Source organism: Pseudoalteromonas rubra (genome assembly GCF_000967655.1).
GTDB lineage: Bacteria > Pseudomonadota > Gammaproteobacteria > Enterobacterales > Alteromonadaceae > Pseudoalteromonas > Pseudoalteromonas rubra_A.
The window spans coordinates 1-15,002 of the sequence record NZ_JXYA01000022.1 but is presented as its reverse complement, the minus strand read 5'-3'; the positions used below and the strand labels follow the sequence as shown (position 1 = coordinate 15,002).

At 49.9% G+C, this 15,002-nt stretch carries 10 protein-coding genes and 1 tRNA gene; 5 read left to right on the top strand and 6 right to left on the bottom strand.

The features are described 5' to 3' along the window. Positions 1-60 precede the first annotated feature (60 nt). A complete protein-coding gene (locus TW77_RS10875; RefSeq protein ID WP_046005003.1) occupies positions 61-1,623 on the top strand; it encodes a bifunctional GNAT family N-acetyltransferase/carbon-nitrogen hydrolase family protein in 1,563 nt (520 codons plus the stop codon). Between the two features lie 41 nt (positions 1,624-1,664). Here TW77_RS10875 and TW77_RS10870 read toward each other — a convergent pair whose 3' ends face one another. Further along, entirely contained in the window at positions 1,665-2,090 is a 426-nt protein-coding gene (locus TW77_RS10870) for a hypothetical protein (protein WP_046005002.1), read from the bottom strand. An 11-nt stretch (positions 2,091-2,101) separates the two neighbouring features. Next, positions 2,102-3,910, bottom strand: coding sequence for a S8 family peptidase (locus tag TW77_RS10865; RefSeq protein WP_046005001.1), 1,809 nt, complete (start codon positions 3,908-3,910; stop codon positions 2,102-2,104). A 277-nt stretch (positions 3,911-4,187) separates the two neighbouring features. On the opposite strand from TW77_RS10865, the gene TW77_RS10860 reads away from it, so the two are divergent. After that, the gene (locus TW77_RS10860) at positions 4,188-6,602 is read left to right on the top strand and encodes a PAS domain-containing hybrid sensor histidine kinase/response regulator (RefSeq protein ID WP_082078904.1); all 2,415 of its coding nucleotides are present in this window, start codon (positions 4,188-4,190) and stop codon (positions 6,600-6,602) included. A 103-nt stretch (positions 6,603-6,705) separates the two neighbouring features. Here TW77_RS10860 and TW77_RS10855 read toward each other — a convergent pair whose 3' ends face one another. The 3 genes from TW77_RS10855 to pepA form a co-directional block, all read right to left on the bottom strand. Further along, positions 6,706-9,552 carry a valine--tRNA ligase gene (locus TW77_RS10855; protein WP_046005000.1) on the bottom strand — a complete coding sequence of 949 codons (2,847 nt, stop codon included), beginning with the start codon at positions 9,550-9,552 and terminating at the stop codon, positions 6,706-6,708. A gap of 23 nt (positions 9,553-9,575) precedes the next feature. Further along, positions 9,576-10,022, bottom strand: a complete 447-nt coding sequence (locus tag TW77_RS10850; protein WP_046004999.1) for a DNA polymerase III subunit chi — start codon at positions 10,020-10,022, stop codon at positions 9,576-9,578. 147 nt (positions 10,023-10,169) lie between these two features. Continuing rightward, complete coding sequence (gene pepA, locus TW77_RS10845) at positions 10,170-11,681, bottom strand: leucyl aminopeptidase (protein ID WP_046004998.1); 1,512 nt, start codon at positions 11,679-11,681, stop codon at positions 10,170-10,172. Positions 11,682-11,912: 231 nt separating this feature from the next. On the opposite strand from pepA, the gene lptF reads away from it, so the two are divergent. Together lptF and lptG are read left to right on the top strand one after the other, a co-directional pair. Further along, entirely contained in the window at positions 11,913-13,025 is a 1,113-nt protein-coding gene (gene lptF, locus TW77_RS10840; protein WP_046004997.1) for an LPS export ABC transporter permease LptF, read from the top strand. Continuing rightward, positions 13,022-14,092 carry an LPS export ABC transporter permease LptG gene (gene lptG, locus TW77_RS10835; RefSeq protein ID WP_046004996.1) on the top strand — a complete coding sequence of 357 codons (1,071 nt, stop codon included), beginning with the start codon at positions 13,022-13,024 and terminating at the stop codon, positions 14,090-14,092. The genes lptF and lptG overlap by 4 nt, the downstream gene beginning before the upstream one ends. A gap of 68 nt (positions 14,093-14,160) precedes the next feature. Here the strand turns inward: lptG and TW77_RS10830 are convergent, their stop codons facing one another. Next, positions 14,161-14,658, bottom strand: coding sequence for an RDD family protein (locus tag TW77_RS10830; protein WP_046004995.1), 498 nt, complete (start codon positions 14,656-14,658; stop codon positions 14,161-14,163). Positions 14,659-14,908: 250 nt separating this feature from the next. Between TW77_RS10830 and TW77_RS10825 the strand changes: the two genes are divergently transcribed. Continuing rightward, positions 14,909-14,993 (top strand) — tRNA-Leu (locus TW77_RS10825). The last annotated feature ends 9 nt before the right edge of the window (positions 14,994-15,002 follow it).

The window sequence follows — 15,002 nt, the reverse complement described above, 5'->3', positions numbered from 1 at the left end:
TACGCAAATGCAGCGCCAATATCCTATTATAAAGTACAAGTAAAATGAGCAGGAGACACAATGAGCGACAGTAATTTAACTGAAAACTTTGAACATAAACTCAATCTGCGCAGCCTGGAGGCGGATGATTATGACGATCTCAAAGAGGTGATGGAAATTGTCTATCCTAACCTCGGCGGCGCGCCTTCACAGAGACAGTTCAGGGCTCAGCTCTCCAGCTTTCCACAAGGCCAGATCTGCATAGAAGACCACGGTAAAGTGGTGGCCGCGGCATTTTCATTGATTGTGGATTACGACAAATTTGGCGATCACCACACCTACGATGAGATAACCGGTGATGCCTACCTGACAACGCACGATCCGCTCGGCGATGTACTCTATGGGGCTGAGGTGTTTGTTCACCCAGATTATCAGGGCATGCGCCTTGGGCGGCGTCTATATGAGGCCAGAAAGGAGCTGTGCCAGAACCTCAATCTTAAGTCGATTGTCGCAGGCGGGCGTATTCCCAACTATCAGCACTACGCCAGCGAAATGTCGCCACAAAAATACATTGAGCTGGTTAAAAAGAAAGAAATTTACGATCCCATTTTGAGTTTTCAGCTGTCTAACGACTTTGAGGTGAAGCGCGTCCTTAATAAATACATGCCCGAAGACAAGGAATCGAAAGGCTATGCCACCTTGCTGGAATGGACCAATCTCTATTATGAGCGCAATGAGTCACCTCTGTTTGGCGCGGTTAAAAAGTCTGCCCGGGTGGGCTGCGTGCAGTGGCAAATGCGGCCACTTAATTCTGTCGAAGAGCTGACCCAGCATGTGGAGTTCTTTATCGATGCGTTGGCGGATTATCAATGCGATCTGGCTCTGCTGCCTGAGCTATTTAACGCCCCGTTAATGGGCATTGAGGCCCATGATAATTCGCTCGATTCCATCAAAGCACTGGCTGAATTTTCTAATGAAGTGGTCGAGGCCATTTCGCATCTGGCGGTCAGTTACAATATCAACATTATTGCGGGCTCAATCCCGGTGATTGAAGACAAAGAGCTCTACAATGTGTCGTATTTTTGTCGTCGCGACGGCACCATAGAGTCGCAAACCAAAATTCATCCAACCCCTTACGAAAAAAGCGCTTGGATCATGCAAGGCGGCGACAGCCTGAATGTCTTTGACACCGACTTTGGTAAAATCGGGATCCTGATCTGCTACGATGTGGAGTTTCCGGAGCTGGCGCGATTGCTCTCAGAGCAGGGCATGCAAATTCTCTTTGTGCCATTTTGGACAGACACCAAAAACGCCTATCTGCGGGTACGCTGTTGTGCACAGGCCCGGGCCATCGAAAACGAGTGTTATGTGGTGACAGCGGGCAGTGTGGGCAACCTGCCCAAAGTGGACGGGGCGGATATTCAGTATGCGCAGTCTGCGGTATTTTCCCCTTCAGATTTCGCCTTTCCCCATGATGCGACCATGGCAGAAACCACCCCTAATACGGAAATGACCTTGATAGTTGACCTGGATTTAGAAAAACTGCATGAGCTGCGCCACGAAGGCTCGGTCAGAAACTATCTCGACAGACGACGCGACTTGTATCGGATAAACTGGCTGGGTGGGCAAAAAATCAAAAAATAACAACAACCCAGCACCAGGTGGTGCTGGGTTTTCACCAGAGGTTATTCTGCCTCCAGGCCTTCGATATCAATACCGAACTGAGTACTGAGCACGCCACTTAAAGCCGCAATACGGGCTTTAAATTCGCGCAAGTCTGCACCTGTATTCGCGGTGAAAATAGCGCGACTGCCTCGCACATACACCAAATTCAGGTCATGAGCTTTGGCAAATTCACTGGCGTTGATCACCGGTTCTAGCTCGGCGACCACTTCTCCGGTCAGGGTGTAGGCGGCACCAGATTTTGCATCAATCAGAGATGCGCCTGCCTGTAAATTAGCGCTGGCCGTTTGATACGTTTTACCATTCAGACTGATCGTTTGCATGGTGCTCGCGCTGAGCGGTTTTGCCTCATACACTTCGTTGGTGGACGCACTGGCAACTGAAATGCCGCAGGCAAATATTGCGGTGGTGATTAAGCGTTTTTTCATGTCGGTGCTCCTTATTTACGACCAATAAAGCGAATGTCCCATGACTTCAGCAAGCCATTTTCGAGGTTGTTTTTGTGCACCATATTGACGTTGGGCACACCCGCAGCACTGGGGTCAAACTGGTAGTATTCATCTTCGGCTGCGGTATCAATCACGCGTAGCGTCCATTCGCCTTGGGCCGGCTCACCATAGAAATGGTGGGTCAGCATCTGGGAGTTTTCCATGCCATTTTTACCCAGGATAGTTCCGGTACGTGGGGTCATGATCACGCTGCGAGTACCCGATGGAGAAATTAGCTCGATTGCCAGGTCTCGGGTGCTGGTGTGGTCGATATTCACGCGCACCTGAACGGCATCAACCGTCATTTCTTCTGCTGAAAGATAGGTGCTCTGCACACCATTCACATCACCATCTGGTATCTCTGCGTTTGCATTCACCGCAAAGCGCTCAGTCTGAGTAAATTGTCCCAGATCCTGGTTGTAGAATCGCGCCATATTGACCGCTGCGTCAACGTCTACGGCACCAAAGCCATAGTAATTGTGGAACGCATAGCCGGCAGCATTGGTTTGCCACACATCAATGGCCTGGTAACTGACGGTTTCGCCCTGGGCATTGTTAAATGGCAGCGAAACACCCGGATGTTCAACATCTATCTTGCGTGCCGTGGAGGCCAGGATATGGCGAACATCTTGCCATGTCAGCGCCGGGTTTGCCGACATGATCAGGGCGATGGCACCGGCAGCACTGGGTGCGGCAGACGAAGTACCGTTAAAGCGCGCACCATAATCGCAGGTGGGATCCAGTGGATGACCTCCGTGCAGCGCGTTACGGCCATATGCCGGGTTGTAACCCGCCTCACAGCCACTCAGGTCTGTGGTGATCATCGCTGGTGAATAGACCCCGTACTGGCCACCTGTGGCCGATACAAACACGGCCGAGCCCACGGTGGAGTAGGAGGAAAGCTGGCCATCGGCGTTATAGGCCGAAACCACCAGGTTCCAGAACGAGGTGTCCATGCGCTCCAGGTTGACGTTCTGTAGTGGCAAGCCGTGGTTTTTGTTATCAAAGCGCAAATAACCAGAGCCAAAACGCGGATCGGTATATCTCTGGCTGGTGTAGCCATTACCGGCAGACTTTACGAACAAAGCGCCGCGGCCACCATGGGTGGTGCGGGTGATCTCTTCCTGCGCATCTTCATAGGTTTTAAGCCAAGGATCTTCGTCGTAGTCGAAGCCGACTGGTGCAGATAAAGTTCGGCCATAGCTTTGGTTAAATATACGCGGAAAATCAAACGAGTGTTTATTGTAACCATCGGAATACATGCCGTGAGACTGAAGCCAGTTAGCGGTGTTGTAGTTGCCTGATGAGATCAGGTTAAAGCCCACTATACCAGCACGTGGTGCGATGCCGCGTCCGCCAATGCCATTGAAAGCGCTGGCGGCGATAATGCCTGCAACTGAGGTGCCGTGACGATCAGTGGGGCCTCCGGGCACCAGATCTGGCGTGTTGGTGGTAAAGTTCCATGAACCCGGACGCACATTATCGCGCAAGTCTGGGTGGGTCAGCTCGACCGCGCCGTCAATGACCGCTGCGGTAACACCGGTGCCCATAATACCCAGTGCATGGGTTAGCGACAGGTTCATATCTTCGCCAGCCTGACCGCCGCGCTCTGAAAACGCAGCCTGACCAGTATTTTGCAGGTGCCACTGGTGAGATACCAGCGGATCGCCCGGCATCAGTGGATAATCGGCAGCCGAAACGGCCACACTGTGTGAGGCCGCGATAAACGTGGCCAGCATGGTGAGTTTGGTTTTTATCATGAATTTGGATTCTTCTTGTTGATGATTTGTCCCTGTTTCTGTCCGTACCCTATATTGTCACATTTGAAAATGCAAGGTTGCCATGTTTAACTTATGGTTAATGTCTTTTGGTGTTGTAAGGAAGTAAGGTCTAAACAATGCAGCTATTTGGCTGATTTATGAAAGGCTTTTACCTGAACGGCTATGTATGTGTTCTAACTCATGCTCAAAAATGCAAACTTTCTAATTCGCTCAATTTCGCCTACATTTTTAACATAAATTATTTCTTGATTTCAGTATGACCAACTTATCGGATATAAATGACGTTGATGGAACGACATATAGTGAATCAGACTTAACAGCGTTTCCTGCGTCGATGAATGAGGCCGAGCTGCTCAGCTTTCTTAAAGTGTCTATAGAATACGCCGCTGATGAAGTGTTTTGGGTGACGTCTGACTCTAGAATTCTCTATGTGAATAAGGCCGCATGTAAAAAGTTGGGCTATAGCAGAGAAGAGCTGATAGGGATGAGGCTGTGGCACTGGGACCCTTGTTTTTCCCGGCAGCGATGGCCTGCTTTTTGGCAACAGCTCCAGAAAAACAAGCACATTGATTTTGAAACCCAGCATCAGCATAAATCAGGGGCATACTTTCCTGTCAGAGTGCGTGGTCACTTGATTGAACAAGGCGATAACGCATTTTTACTGGCATTTACCTCTGATATTTCTGACATAAAAGCGCGAGAGCATGCGCTTCAAGATAGCAGTGACAAGGTGAAGGTGCTGCTGGAACAAGAAAGGCAGAAGTTTGCTGAGTTTGTAAATCTCGCACCGATTGGTATCGCTATCAACTATCTGGAAGGTGGGCGGTTCGATTATATCAACGCAGAATTTAGTCGTTTTACGGGTTACAGCATTGATGAATTGAATCAGATGGATTACTGGCAACTGACCCCCAAAAAATATGCCGAACGGGAAGCGAAACAAATCGCTGATATGGCTGAAAAGGGGAGATATGGCCCCTATAAAAAGGAATATATTCATAAACTTGGGCATACCTATCCTGTGTTGTTATCGGGTGTTCTGATCACTGATGCGAGTGGTCAGGACTTTATCTGGTCCATTGTGCAGGACATCTCAAAACAAAAAGAAGTTGAAGAGCAGTTACGTGCAGCCAAAGAGAAAGCGGACGTCAGTGCATTCAGAATGCAGTTAGCGAATGACTCGGCCGGGATAGGTGTTTGGGAATGGGACTTGCTGAGCAATGCTTTGGTATGGGATGACTGGATGTATAAGTTGTACGGCATATCAGAAGAGGCATTTTCAGGCGCTTATGAAGCCTGGGAGAATAGTGTTCATCCTGATGATATTACGTCAGCTAAAACCTTGCTTGAGTCGGCAATCGCAGGAGCCGGTTACTATGATACTGAGTTTAGAGTGGTCCATCCAGATGGGCAGATAAGAACCATGAAAGCGACAGCTGAGGTGATCCGAAATGAGCAACATCAAGCTGTTAAAGTTATAGGCGTTAATTACGATATCACTGAAAAAGTGAACGCCATGAAAACTATGGCAAAAGCCAAACAAGCAGCGGAGAATGCTGTTAAGGCTAAGAGTGATTTTCTTGCCAATATGAGCCATGAGATCCGCACGCCGATGAACGCCATACTGGGTGGGCTGCAGCTTCTTCATCAAGCCAAACTGGAACCTGATTTAAAAGTTATTCTGGATAACGCCGCTTTTTCGGCTCAGAGCTTGTTGACCATTATTAATGATATTTTGGATTACTCTAAGATCGAATCGAACCAGTTAACACTGGAGCAGGTGCCTTTTTCTTTGCTTGATGTGCTGGATTCAGTGAAGTATGACCTGGATAGTTTAGTAAGTAAAAAAGGTATTGAGTTGATTGTAGCTATTGAGCCGACATTTACAGACGGCTGGCTGGGAGATCTCGTCAGGGTTAAACAAATATTGCTTAATCTAATCTCTAATGCGGTGAAGTTTACGGATCAGGGTTGCGTTAAAGTGGTTGTGGGCTGTATAGATTATAATAACCGGCAGGCGCTTTGTATCGATGTTATTGATTCGGGGATAGGGATGAGTGTTGAGGCTCAGCAGCGGATTTTTGAACGTTTCTCTCAGGCGGATAGCTCAACTACACGAAAATATGGTGGAACGGGTTTAGGTATGTCCATTACTCTGAGCCTCGTGAAGTTGATGAATGGCGCGTTGGAGCTAACCAGCCAAGTGGGGAAGGGTACCCAAATCAAAGTTGTATTACCATTGGCACAAACGGCTCTCAAATCAAACGCGCAACAAAGCGAATCACTGTCGCCACCAGATATGAAAGGTCGCCACATTCTAGTTGCAGAGGACAACAAGATTAATCAAATGCTGATCAAGGCATTTTTAAAAGGTACACAGGCAACACTCACGATTGTTGAAAATGGCAAGCTGGCGGTTGAGGCGGCAATGTGCACCGAGTTTGATTTAATACTAATGGATATTCATATGCCTGAAATGGATGGCAATGAAGCTCAGCGACAGATATACGCTCGTAATCCAGGTATTCCGGTCATTGCACTGACGGCGAATGTGATGACGGAAGATGTGAAAGGCTACCTGGCACAAGGCTTCGTCGCGCATGTTGGCAAGCCTATAGATATGAACAGCTTATATCAGGTACTGGCAAATTTCTCAGTACCTACTGGCTAGTCGATAGTGTTATCGCCAGTACAGAGAGTTAAAAAAGAAGCCGCTTAGCGGCTTCTTTTTTCATACTTAATCCTGAGCCAGCGAACTGACTTGGGTAAACCCATTACAGGCTTTCGATTTTCGCTTTTTGCTCAAGCAATTTAGCTTTGGCATCGCTGTACTCGGCCTGTTTGGCTTTTTCTTTGTCGAGTACCGCCGCAGGAGCGTTGTTGACGAACTTTTCGTTTGCCAGCTTTTTCTCAACCTGTGCCAGACCTTTTTCTGCTTTTTCAAGCTGCTTGGCGATACGGGCCATTTCGGCTTCGACGTCGATCAGGCCCGCCATTGGGATCATGATCTCCAAATCGCCAATAAAGGCCGTTGCCGATGCAGGCGCATCGTCTTTGCTTGCCAGTACCTTGATGTCTTCCAGTTTCGCCAGTGAGCTCAGGAAGGCCTGGTTGTCATCAAGACGACGCTGATCCTGCTCAGAGACATTGGCCAGTAATACACCAAGCGGTTTGCTTGGGCTGATGTCCATCTCACCACGGATGTTACGAATAGCCAGGATGAACTGCTTAACCCACTCCAGATCTTCCATCGCTTGTGTGTCTACCTGCGACGCATCAAACTGCGGGAAGCTCTGTAGCATAATGGTGTTGGCTTCGATCCCAGCCAGCGGTGCAACACGCTGCCAGATGGTTTCTGTGATGTAAGGCATTAGCGGGTGCATCACACGCAGCAGGCCTTCCAGAACCGTGATCAGGGTATGACGTGTACCGCGTTGTTGCGCTTCGTTGCCCTTGAACAGAATTGGCTTAGTCAGCTCCAGGTACCAGTCACAGAACTGGTTCCAGGTGAACTCATAAATGGTGTTCGCGGCTAGGTCAAAGCGGTAGTTGTCCAGGTGCTCACTGAAGGTTTTCACTGTGTTTTGGAACTGGCCCAAAATCCAGCGATCGGCCAGAGACACCTGCATTTCGCCACCGTTGAAGCCACAATCCTGCTCTTCGGTGTTCATCAGCACGTAACGGCTGGCGTTCCACAGCTTGTTACAGAAGTTACGATATCCTTCCAGACGGTTCATATCCCAGTTGATATCACGACCGGTTGAGGCCATGGCCGCCAGGGTAAAGCGCAGCGCGTCGGTGCCGTGCGCTTCAATACCATCGGCAAAGGTCTTGCGGGTGTTCTTTTCAATCTTAGCGGCCAGTTGTGGCTGCATCATGTTACCGGTACGTTTTTGAACCAGGCTTTCCAGATCGATACCATCGATCATGTCCAGTGGATCCAGTACGTTACCTTTCGACTTTGACATCTTGTCGCCATTTTCGTCGCGGATCAGACCGGTCACGTAAACGGTTTTAAACGGTACCTGAGGCTTACCTTGATCGTCTTTCACAAAGTGCAGTGTCATCATGATCATACGGGCAACCCAGAAGAAAATGATGTCAAAACCAGTCACCAGCGTGTCTGACGGGTGGAACATTTTCAAATCGTCAGTATTTTCTGGCCAGCCTTGGGTTGAGAAGGTCCACAGCGCAGAGGAGAACCAGGTATCCAGTACGTCATCGTCCTGGCTCAGAACCACGTCGTCTGCCAGGTTGTTGTCGCGGCGTACTTCGGCTTCGTCGCGGCCAACGTATACATTGCCTTCGTTGTCGTACCAGGCCGGAATACGGTGTCCCCACCACAGCTGACGAGAAATACACCAGTCCTGAATATCACGCATCCAGGAGAAGTACATGTTTTCGTACTGTTTAGGCACAAACTGAATGTCGCCGTCTTCAACGGCTTTGATTGCCGGCTCAGCCAGTGGCGCAACGCGTACATACCATTGATCAGTCAGCAGCGGCTCAATGACGACACCAGAGCGGTCGCCGTATGGCACGGTCAGGCTGTGATCGTCGATCTTTTCCAGCAGGCCGGCTTGCTCAAACTCGTCAATAATTTGCTTACGGGCATCGAAACGGTCCAGGCCATGGAAGCGCTCTGGTAATGGCGCATCCAGCTCCAGTGGTTTGCCATCAAAGGTAAAGGTTTCGCCTTCGCTTAGGATTGCCGCATCTTTGTTGAATACGTTGATCATAGGCAGCTGGTGACGCTTACCGACTTCGTTATCGTTAAAGTCGTGAGCCGGCGTGATTTTTACACAGCCGGTGCCTTTTTCCATATCAGCGTGCTCATCGGCAACGATTGGAATACGGCGGTTGACGATTGGCAATAAGATCTCTTTGCCGATCAGGTCCTGATAACGCTCATCATCCGGGTTTACGGCTACACCGGTGTCGCCCAGCATGGTTTCCGGACGCGTTGTTGCAACGACTATGTAGTCTTTGCCATCTTTGGTTTTTACGCCATCGGCCAGCGGGTAGCGCAGGTTCCACATGTGGCCCTGCTTGTCTTTGTTTTCTACTTCCAGATCAGAGATCGCAGTGTGCAGTTTTGGATCCCAGTTCACCAGGCGCTTGCCACGGTAGATAAGGTCGTCTTTATACAGACGCACAAACACTTCTTTAACCGCTTCAGACAGGCCGTCGTCCATAGTAAAGCGCTCACGGTCCCAGTCTACTGATGCGCCAAGGCGACGTAGCTGTTTAGTGATGGTGCCACCTGACTCGTTTTTCCACTGCCAGATGCGGTCGATGAATTCGTCGCGGCCCAGGTCGTGGCGGGTTTTGCCTTCTTCGGCTGCCAGCTTGCGCTCAACAACCATTTGGGTTGCGATACCAGCGTGGTCCGTTCCCACCTGCCATAAAGTATTTTTGCCCTGCATACGCTGGTAGCGGATCAGGGTGTCCATGATGGTGTCCTGGAAAGCGTGGCCCATGTGCAGGCTACCCGTGACATTCGGTGGCGGGATCATGATCGAATAGGCATCGCCCTGACCTGATGGCTTAAAGTAGCCATTCTCTTCCCAGCCTTGGTACAAAGACTGTTCGATATCTTGCGGATTATAGGTTTTATCCATTACACAGAACCTTAAAAAATACTTTAGTTGTCAATTTCTTTGGTTGAAATTTCAGCGCCGAGCTGACGCAGTTGCATGAACCGCTGGCGTGCCGCGTGTTTGGCATTGCTTTCAACCGGCACAAAATCATAGATCTTGTCGAATCGGCGCACAAAATCTGGCAGCTGTTGCGCCAGATTAATTAAAATGGTGCGTCTGCCAACCGGTGGCATTTGGCCGATCTCGACCGGTGCGCCCCCTTTGGGGCCTTCGCCTTGCAGGTTATGAGGTACAAAACTGTCGGCCTCAAAACACCACAAGTGCTCGTCAACCGCATGGGCATCTTCAACGCTGTCTACGTAAATAAAGACACGTTGTCCGGCGCGATACAGCTTAGCGGCGCTGCGTGCGGCGAGATCAAAATGAGCCGGCACTGGTTTGCCCGGCTCATTATCTTGCTTTAATACAAAAAAGCGTGCGTTGATGGTCATGACATGTGGTTTTCTAGCTAGCGAAACGCCCTGTCATAGCGGGTAAATCAGCATCTGACACAGCGTTCAAAATAAAGCCGCATTCTGACACAGAATGCGGCTTTCATCAATCAACGTGGTGCGCGACATCCTGCGCCGCGTCGGGAATTAATCCTGCGGCTGCTCGGTTACATCAGCACGGTTAAGCAGGTATTGCATTAACATAGGCACCGGACGACCGGTTGCACCTTTATTGGCACCACTGCGCCAGGCTGTACCTGCGATATCCAGGTGCGCCCAGTTGTACTTCTTAGTGAACTTAGACAAGAAGCAAGCGGCAGTGATAGTACCTGCTGCGCGTCCACCCAGGTTGGTGAAATCGGCAAACGGGCTCTTCAGCTGTTCCTGATAATCATCCCACAAAGGCAGCTGCCATGCGCGGTCACCACTTTGCTCAGACGCTTTTAACAGGTCATGGGCCAGCGGGTTGTGGTTCGACAACAAACCCGTTGCGTGATGACCCAACGCGATAATGCAGGCACCGGTCAGGGTTGCCACATCCACCACTACTTCCGGCTCAAACGCTTCTACGTAGGTCAGTGCATCACACAATACCAGGCGGCCTTCCGCATCGGTATTGAGTACTTCAACCGTCTGACCAGACATAGTGGTCAGGATGTCACCCGGACGATAAGCGTTGCTGCTTGGCATGTTTTCACAGCCAGCCAGCACGCCAATCACGTTCAGCGGCAGTTGCATTTGCACCACGGCACGCATCAGGCCCAACACGCCTGCGGCACCACCCATGTCGTATTTCATCTCGTCCATGCCTTCGCCTGGCTTGATTGAAATACCGCCTGAATCAAATGTCAGACCTTTACCGACGAACACGATAGGGGCTTGCTTTTGCGGTGCGCCGTTATAGTGGATCACCGACATCACGGACTCGTTGGCGCTGCCACGGCCAACCGCCAGGTAAGAATGCATACCCAGCTCTTCCATTTCTTTTTCGCCAACCAGGTTAACCGTAACGTTGTCGAACTCATCAGCCAGTGCCTGCGCCTGCTCACCTAAGTAGCGCGGGTTACAGATATTGGGTGGCATGTTGGCAACATCTTTACACAAGGTTGCGCCTGCAGCGATGGCCAGGCCATGCTCGATGGCGCTTTCGCCAATGGGCAGCTCGCGACGAGTAGGGACGTTAAAGACGATTTTACGCAGCGGACGACGCGCTTCGCTCTTTTTACTCTTTAGCTGGTTAAAGGTGTAGAGGCTGTCCTGGGTGGTTTCAACAGCCTGGCGCACTTTCCAGTAAGTATCGCGCCCTTTAACATGTTGCTCAGTTAAAAAGCACACGGCTTCCATTGAGCCAGTATCATTTAGGGTGCTGATGGTTTTGTCGATGATCTGTTTGTATTGTTTATCGTCGAGCTCGCGCTCTTTACCACAGCCAACAAGTAGCACACGTTCACTCAACACGTTTGGTACATGATGCAGTAAAAGCACCTGGCCGGGTTTACCTTCGAGGTCACCGCGGCGCAGCAGGTTAGAAATATACCCTTCGCTGATTTTATCCAGCTGTTCCCCGACGGGTGAAAGGCGGCGTGGTTCGTATACGCCAACAACAATACACGCACTGCGTTGTTTTTCTGGGCTACCACTTTTTACGCTGAATTCCATTGCGACTCCTGAGTCAATGTGCTGTCTTTTTTGAACTTTTTATGCCTCAGCTACTCCATTGATGGGTGCTGAACTAAAAAACGGCCAGCTGATGTGCGCATTTGGCGCTTTAGCCGGTTGCTTTAGTAGGATATTTGGATCCGATGGCATATAATAAAGTGATTAAAATAACCAGTTTACTCAAAATTTCCCACTATTCCAGTGAAATGAGACGTTTTATAGGGGCGGACATTGCTTATTTTTCGATACCTGACTGCTGAGATCTTAAAATCTCAGGTCGCCGTTTTTATGACCCTTATGACCATATTCATCTCGCAGAAGTTTGTCCGGATCCTGGCAGAAGCCTCAGGTGGCGGTATTCCCGGTAAACTTGTTATGTCTTTCCTCGCGCTGAACTTGCCTAAACTGGCGGTCTATATCCTGCCATTGAGCTTGTTTTTGGGGATCATTCTTGCCTACAGTCGGGTCTATGCCGACAGCGAAATGACGGTGCTGAAAGCCTGCGGCGTCAGTGAGTGGTATGTGGTGCGGGTCACCTTAGTGTCTAGCTTTGTGATTTCACTGATGGCGGCGGCGCTGAGCTTGTATGTGGCGCCCTGGGCCGGTGAAAAAGAAAACCAGTTGCGTGAGCAGGCCAATGCTGAGTCCGGGCTTAGTCAAATTCGGGCTGGGCGCTTCCAGCAAACCGGTAACGAAAAAGCCGTAGTCTTTGTTCACAACACCAGTGATCAGGGTAAAGAGCTGAACCGGGTGTTTGTCGCCCAGCTGCCGGACCGAGAGTCAAACCAGGCAGCGCGCATCGTCTTTGCTCAGAAGGGCCGGGTGGTTGAAGAAGGCACCGGCGAGCAACAATTGGTGCTCAGCGATGGTAAGCGGTTTGAAACAGACGGCTTTAGCCAGGCCCTGAATAAGACCGAATTTAGCAGCTATCAGGTGCAGATCCGCGAGCAGGAAATAGAACAGAGGCGTCGTAAGCTCGAAGACTTACCGTCATCCAGCTTACTGCAAATGGGTACGCCAGAAGCCATTGCCCAGTTCCAGCTACGTTTATCTGTGCCAATTTCTATTATTTTGCTGACTTTACTGGCAGTTCCGCTGAGTGTGGTGAATCCCAGACAGGGTAAGTTTGCCAAACTGGTTCCGGCGATTTGTATCTATCTGGGTTACTTTATCATGCTCAATGCGGGTAAATATCTGGTTGCCGAAGGTAAGGTACCAACCTCGGTTGGCTTATGGTGGATCCACTTGTGTGTGTTATTTATTGGTGCTTACCTGATAGCCAAAGGCCGGCCTTTTGGTGTCTGGGTGCGCGCTATGCTGTTAAAACGGGAGCCACAGCAATGATGAAAACCCTGGATTGGTATCTCGGGCGCAGCATTTTACAAACCACGGGCTTTGCCTTGTTGGTGTTTGTGGGCATCAATACCTTAATCAAATTTATCGAGCAGTTACGCTCTGTGGGTCGCGGCACCTATGATGTTATGGATGCGTTGTTGTTCACGCTGTACAGCATGCCCAGTGATATTGTGGTGTTCTTTCCAATGGCGGCGCTGATTGGTGGCCTGACCGGGCTCGGAGCTTTGGCTTCGAGCAGCGAACTGGTGGTGATGCAGGCTGCGGGGATGTCGCGATTACAGATCATCGGGTCGGTGATGAAATCGGCAATTGTGCTGGCACTATGCATGATGGCATTGGGCGAGTGGGGCGCGCCACAGGCAGAACAAACGGCTAAACAACTGCGTAATCAGGCGATTAATGGTGGTGAGGTGTTTGAGGCGCAGCAGGGCGTGTGGGCCAAAGATGGCAGTAATTTTATTAATATTGCCAACATCGAAAAGTCCGGCAATCTGCAAAATATCAATATTTATCACTTTGATGATGATCTCAATCTGCTGAAAATCACCCGTGCTAAGTCGGGCGCAGCAACGGACGAGGGCTGGCAGTTACGGGCCATTGAAGAAGTCATTATTGAACAAGAGCAGATCCGCACAGAGTATGCGCAAACGCTTGTTTATGCTTCTCAGCTTACACTGGACAGGCTGGATGTTGCATCCGTTGAGCCTGATGCATTGTCGTTTTCTGGTCTGTGGTCGTATTTACAGTATCTCGAGCAAAATGAGCAGGATACCAGTAACTATGAACTGGCGCTGTGGCGCAAAGTTATGCAGCCGCTGACCATTGCCGTAATGCTGCTGGTTGCCCTGTCATTTATTTTTGGACCGCTGCGTTCGGTCAGCATGGGGGCACGGATTATTATGGGCGTGATCACGGGGCTTATTTTCCACCTGAGCAATGAGATTTTTGGCCCTATTGTGATGGTTTACGAGATCCCGCCTGTGGTGGGCGCGGTAATGCCCAGCGTGCTATTTACCGCGACGGCGTTTTACCTGCTTAACCGCCAGCGTGGTTAGCAAAGATAACGCATACAAAAAAGCCTGACTCAGTCAGGCTTTTTTGTTGCTGTTCTAAGCTTTGCAAGCTAGTCCAGGCTATCGTAAATGCGCTTGTTTTCTTCTTTGCTTAATACCACGACTTCGGTGCCACAGATCATATCTTGCAGCGCACGTTTGTGTTTAAAGTCGATCAGTACCAGCAGGTTACCCAGTCCCAGCAGCGCACATAATGCCCGTGCACTGGCTCTTGGCCAGCTGAGCAGCTCGCCATCTGGCGTTTGCACTTTCAGTCGCCAGGCGCGCATGCCTATGGTCTGGCCGCTCTTAGTCCAGAAATAAGCAAAAAACAGCACTGAGACGGCGATCAGCACAAAGCCACGGAAAAAGGACAATAAAGGAGAGGCCTGGATCAGCGCCGAGACGTCTTCATGGTTGCCTTGCGATAGCCAGCCTGCCGAGATAAAGCCCTCAATCACCAACAAAAATACCACCATAGACAGCATTGCGAATGCAATCACGACCAGACCATCATAGATCAGAGATGCAAGACGACGGGTTAAACCCGCACGGGGAAACGAAGCCATTTAGTTCACTCATTAAAGCCGAAATATGACCTATTCTACCTGATTTTTAATCTAACACTAAAAAACCCGGCGAGTTTTCAGCAGCTGTTCATTTACCAAGCACTTGAACGACGTTTTGTAAAAAACGCTTGCTACCCTCCCGCCAATTTGTATAATGCTGGGCATAGAGACGAAGGCATATAAAACAAAGCCTAAGCTCAAAGTGGTTTTTCTTTATTTTCTCTAAGTTAGAAGATAAAAGAAAAATTATGCCAGTGTGATGGAATTGGTAGACATGACGGATTCAAAATCCGTTGCCTTCGGGCGTGGCGGTTCAAGTCCGCCCACTGGTACCACTTTTTATA

Coding starts and splice junctions, on each gene's coding strand:
- TW77_RS10875 (WP_046005003.1), top strand. CDS start 61: ATGAGCGACAGTAATTTAACTGAAAACTTTGAACATAAACTCAATCTG.
- TW77_RS10870 (WP_046005002.1), bottom strand. CDS start 2,090: ATGAAAAAACGCTTAATCACCACCGCAATATTTGCCTGCGGCATTTCA.
- TW77_RS10865 (WP_046005001.1), bottom strand. CDS start 3,910: ATGATAAAAACCAAACTCACCATGCTGGCCACGTTTATCGCGGCCTCA.
- TW77_RS10860 (WP_082078904.1), top strand. CDS start 4,188: ATGACCAACTTATCGGATATAAATGACGTTGATGGAACGACATATAGT.
- TW77_RS10855 (WP_046005000.1), bottom strand. CDS start 9,552: ATGGATAAAACCTATAATCCGCAAGATATCGAACAGTCTTTGTACCAA.
- TW77_RS10850 (WP_046004999.1), bottom strand. CDS start 10,022: ATGACCATCAACGCACGCTTTTTTGTATTAAAGCAAGATAATGAGCCG.
- pepA (WP_046004998.1), bottom strand. CDS start 11,681: ATGGAATTCAGCGTAAAAAGTGGTAGCCCAGAAAAACAACGCAGTGCG.
- lptG (WP_046004996.1), top strand. CDS start 13,022: ATGATGAAAACCCTGGATTGGTATCTCGGGCGCAGCATTTTACAAACC.
- TW77_RS10830 (WP_046004995.1), bottom strand. CDS start 14,658: ATGGCTTCGTTTCCCCGTGCGGGTTTAACCCGTCGTCTTGCATCTCTG.